Source organism: Pseudomonas sp. MD195_PC81_125 (genome assembly GCF_014060985.1).
In the GTDB taxonomy this organism is placed as follows: Bacteria; Pseudomonadota; Gammaproteobacteria; order Pseudomonadales; family Pseudomonadaceae; genus Aquipseudomonas; species Aquipseudomonas parakoreensis.
The window spans coordinates 1-3468 of the sequence record NZ_JABULD010000750.1; the positions used below are offsets into that span (position 1 = coordinate 1).

The window sequence follows — 3468 nt, forward strand, 5'->3', positions numbered from 1 at the left end:
CCCATAGGTGTGGCGTAGCATGTGGGCCCGAACATAGAAGCCGCACTTTCTTTCATAGGACTTCATAACGTCCACTACGGAATCTTTTGAATAATGCCTGCCTTCATTAGTCAGCAGCAGCGCGGTAACACGTCCATCACTATTGGACTTACGAACCTCTCGTTGGTGAAGGGAGTAAGACCACATGCTCTCCATCAACGACCATGGCACGTCGATAGTTCTAGGCCGGTCGTACTTGATATGCATGTCTGAAGGATCAAGAGCAACACTGATCATTTGCCCTGGGCGCAGTCCCTTCTTCAACCTGGGGTTGAACACATATTTGAGAGGAAAAGACCTCGCCTCACAGGAGCGAAGGCCGGTACGCACCATGAGGTGGAACAATATCTGGTGGCTTGGATCGGTATCCAGGGCAAGGCATACCTTGACTTGATCCTTGGTCAGGAATTTGGTCAAGCGCTTTCGGTCGCGAACCATCACCGAAACTTTCGTGCTCTCGGCTCCGGGCCGAGCGATATGACTGAGAAGACCGGAATGTTGGGCAGCTCTTACCCTTTTCTCACCGAAGGGCAGCACAGTTATCAGGTTGCGCTGCTTAGCCCATCGGTAGAACCTCACGATCAAGGCCAGACGATTGTTCACCGTGCCGGGATCAAGTGCTAATTCTCCGCTCGACCAATCCCTATACCTCGACAGAGCACTCAGACCGTGAGCCGGGCTTTCCTCGTCCCAGGCCAATCCATTGGCTTCCAGGAAGGCAAAGTAATCGTACAGACGCCGTCCATAGGCTTCCCAAGTCAAATCGCTTAGGGCCTCACCTGACTCGATAAGCGTGTGCCAAAGGAAGGATTGAGCTGGCTCGACTGGCCATCCCTCTGACCCAATCAGCAACGGAAAGCCTTCAAAGGATCGACCTGCTAATGCTAGGTCTTTTGTTGCGAATACCAGCCTCATGCCGCTGCCCTAAACCACTTCCAATGGATTGCCTTATGAAGCCTGGAAACTGCTGCTCCAGAGGGGTTCAGAAGGTGGCGCGGACTCTACAGGATTTACTAACGATTCCCACCCCTCAGATCGTTGTTGCTCAAAACAACGATCGGAGTCTTGGCAAGGTCAGGGCGAAAGACCCGCTCACAGCTCGCGTAGAAGCTGTTGCAGTCAATGAGTGCGAAGACCTGATCACGACCGGCCATGGTCACGCACGCTGAAGGTCACTACGCCCCAAATCACTAGCTCGTCACCCTCCATTACATAGCGCGGCGGGTATTTGCTATTGGCCGACAGCAGCATGACAACGTTGTCGCGACGGTGAAGGCGTTTGCAGATAGGTTCGGCGTTGAGACCGGCGATGACAATGTCACCATGCTCGGCATTGAGGCTGCGATTGACGATCACCAGATCGCCGCAAAAGATTCCAGCACCTTGCATGCTGTCGCCCTCGATCTTGGCCAGGTAGACGTGCGGCGCTCGGATATCGAACAGCTCGTCCAGGGAGATGTGTTTTTCGATGTGGTCGGCCGCTGGCGATGGAAAACCCGCCGGGATCCGGAACGAGTAAAGCGGGAACGTTTCGCCGCCCGCCAACAGCGGGCCAAGGATGGTGACACTCATGATTCGAACCCGAATGAAAAATGGACTGCAGAAGCAAAGCGACTGTTCATCGCCTACTCATCACTATTGACGTCGAGCATCCATTCCACTGCGAAGGCCAGCGCTCCATCGGCCAGCTCAAGCAAATCACACAGGTCGTCGCTATCAATCACCTTGTTTGTGTACAGCGCGCGGGCTCCGATCAGCAGTGCTTTGTGGTGAGCGCCTGGTCGAGCGAAAAGCGCAGATCTGTCGGCGAGCATCGCCTGCCAGTGAGTCAGGTCTTTTGACGGTTTGGCAGATGTGACGGTGATTGAGGATTTCATCAGTTCGGTTTCCCATGCGAATAATACTGTACGCATAACCAGTATATTCAGAGTCCCCGGATGATTCCTACAGAAGCCGACGAAATGCCCTACTGGCATCAGAGAACTAACTGATTGAATTATTATTTTTGACAGTTTCTTGAGGACAATAAAAAACCCGCATCAGTCGAAACTGACACGGGTTCCCCCACACAAACGACCGTTACTTCAGGTCGTCAAAGTGGTCTCGCAGGAACTCGTAAAAGCGAAACGCTTTAAACAATCTCCATACGAGGCTCAACGTACGCAATAAAAGCTTCATACGTTTTGGCCTCCAAGGTTGGGGGCCAAACCTCCAGCACACTTACCGGATCACGCGCGCCTTCGGAAGATCACGCCAGTGCTTCCGGTGAGGCGGCCGGTTGAGTTCCCTCCGAGCCATCATTCCGGCACGGATGCAAAACCGTGTCAGAGGGATGAATTCGGCATGCCACCGGCCAAACCTCACCTCGTTACTGGTGAGAGAGCGTCGGCATAATAACCCAGAAGGCAGAACGCGCCCCCGGTAGATTGGCCCTTCTTGAGGTTTTCAGATCAAATCAACACCGCATTTATGTAAACTGTTATTTCTGACAACTTCAATTATCAGAAATAGACGATCAAAACCGCTCACTGGCGACGCAGAAGCGGTATCCAAAGACATGCAGATTTAAGTTGCAATGACAGTTGAAGATTACTAAGGTGCGATCACGCCAGTGTATCCACGTGAGACACTACGAGCCTCAGCCGCAAGCTGAAGCTCAAAAAAACCGCCCTGCAAAGGCGGTTTTTTTTCGTCTGCCGTTTTGCCAATCACCGCCCATCACTTCATGCGCTTTACCTGTGATGGGGTAAAAATAACGTTGCAAGGATAGGTGAAGCTCAATACCATAACCTCAACGCCAGTGCTTCCGGTGAGATGCACGAAGCCTCAGCCGCAATCTGAGGCTTGCTGGAAAAACCGCCCCGCAAAGGCGGTTTTTTTTCGCCTGCCGTTTGAGCATCACCCCTGACAATCGCGTTCCTCAACCCAACTGCCACTCCCCTCATCAAGGCTTAAAAAGTGCTGGTCATCCAATATTGGGTGGCTTCAGGTCGCAGTTGTAGGCAAAATCTGCGCGTTGCGTAAGGAAGTACGCAAATTGCGTTTTTCAGCAAGCGTCGCCTTGTTGGCCTTTCTTTTGGCGGGATATTCTCAGGACGTCACTGCACATTCAGTGATCGGGCTTGGAAACCCGTCGAGTCACGCAACAGCGCCCTTCACAAGCGCCAGCGTCTTTTTACGCTCGGAAGTTTGTTGTTTATGGCAGCTGTGCGTGGGACGCCTTCGGGCGTGCCGGTCTCCTTGACTCCCGGTTTCCAACCTACGCATAGCTGCCACCCATTCGCTTGGAAACGAACGTGGCAGCTCCTCATGTCAAGGAGTTAGACCATGCACACCGTTAACCCGCTTGAAAACCGGATACACCCTTATAGATTCCTTTCAGTCTTCTGTCTTATCGCTTCCACCAGTGGAGGTGACCAATGATCGAAG

At 52.7% G+C, this 3468-nt stretch carries 3 protein-coding genes and 1 pseudogene; all 4 read right to left on the minus strand.

The window, feature by feature from the left end:
• A partial coding sequence (locus HT737_RS28785; protein ID WP_182404518.1) for a site-specific integrase occupies window positions 1-954 on the minus strand: 954 nt, incomplete at its 3' end.
• A gap of 119 nt (window positions 955-1073) precedes the next feature.
• Window positions 1074-1193: pseudogene (locus HT737_RS28790) on the minus strand (RulB protein); the annotation flags it as partial.
• A complete protein-coding gene (locus HT737_RS28795; protein ID WP_182404519.1) occupies window positions 1180-1611 on the minus strand; it encodes a LexA family transcriptional regulator in 432 nt (143 codons plus the stop codon). The gene HT737_RS28795 and the pseudogene HT737_RS28790, both read right to left, overlap by 14 nt.
• 53 nt (window positions 1612-1664) lie before the next feature.
• Window positions 1665-1916 carry a hypothetical protein gene (locus tag HT737_RS28800; RefSeq protein ID WP_182404520.1) on the minus strand — a complete coding sequence of 84 codons (252 nt, stop codon included), beginning with the start codon at window positions 1914-1916 and terminating at the stop codon, window positions 1665-1667.
• Window positions 1917-3468: the final 1552 nt, after the last annotated feature.

Bases quoted from the DNA above. Each gene is read 5' to 3' on its own strand.
- HT737_RS28795 (WP_182404519.1), bottom strand. From the start codon at position 1,611: ATGAGTGTCACCATCCTTGGCCCGCTGTTGGCGGGCGGCGAAACGTTC.
- HT737_RS28800 (WP_182404520.1), bottom strand. From the start codon at position 1,916: ATGAAATCCTCAATCACCGTCACATCTGCCAAACCGTCAAAAGACCTG.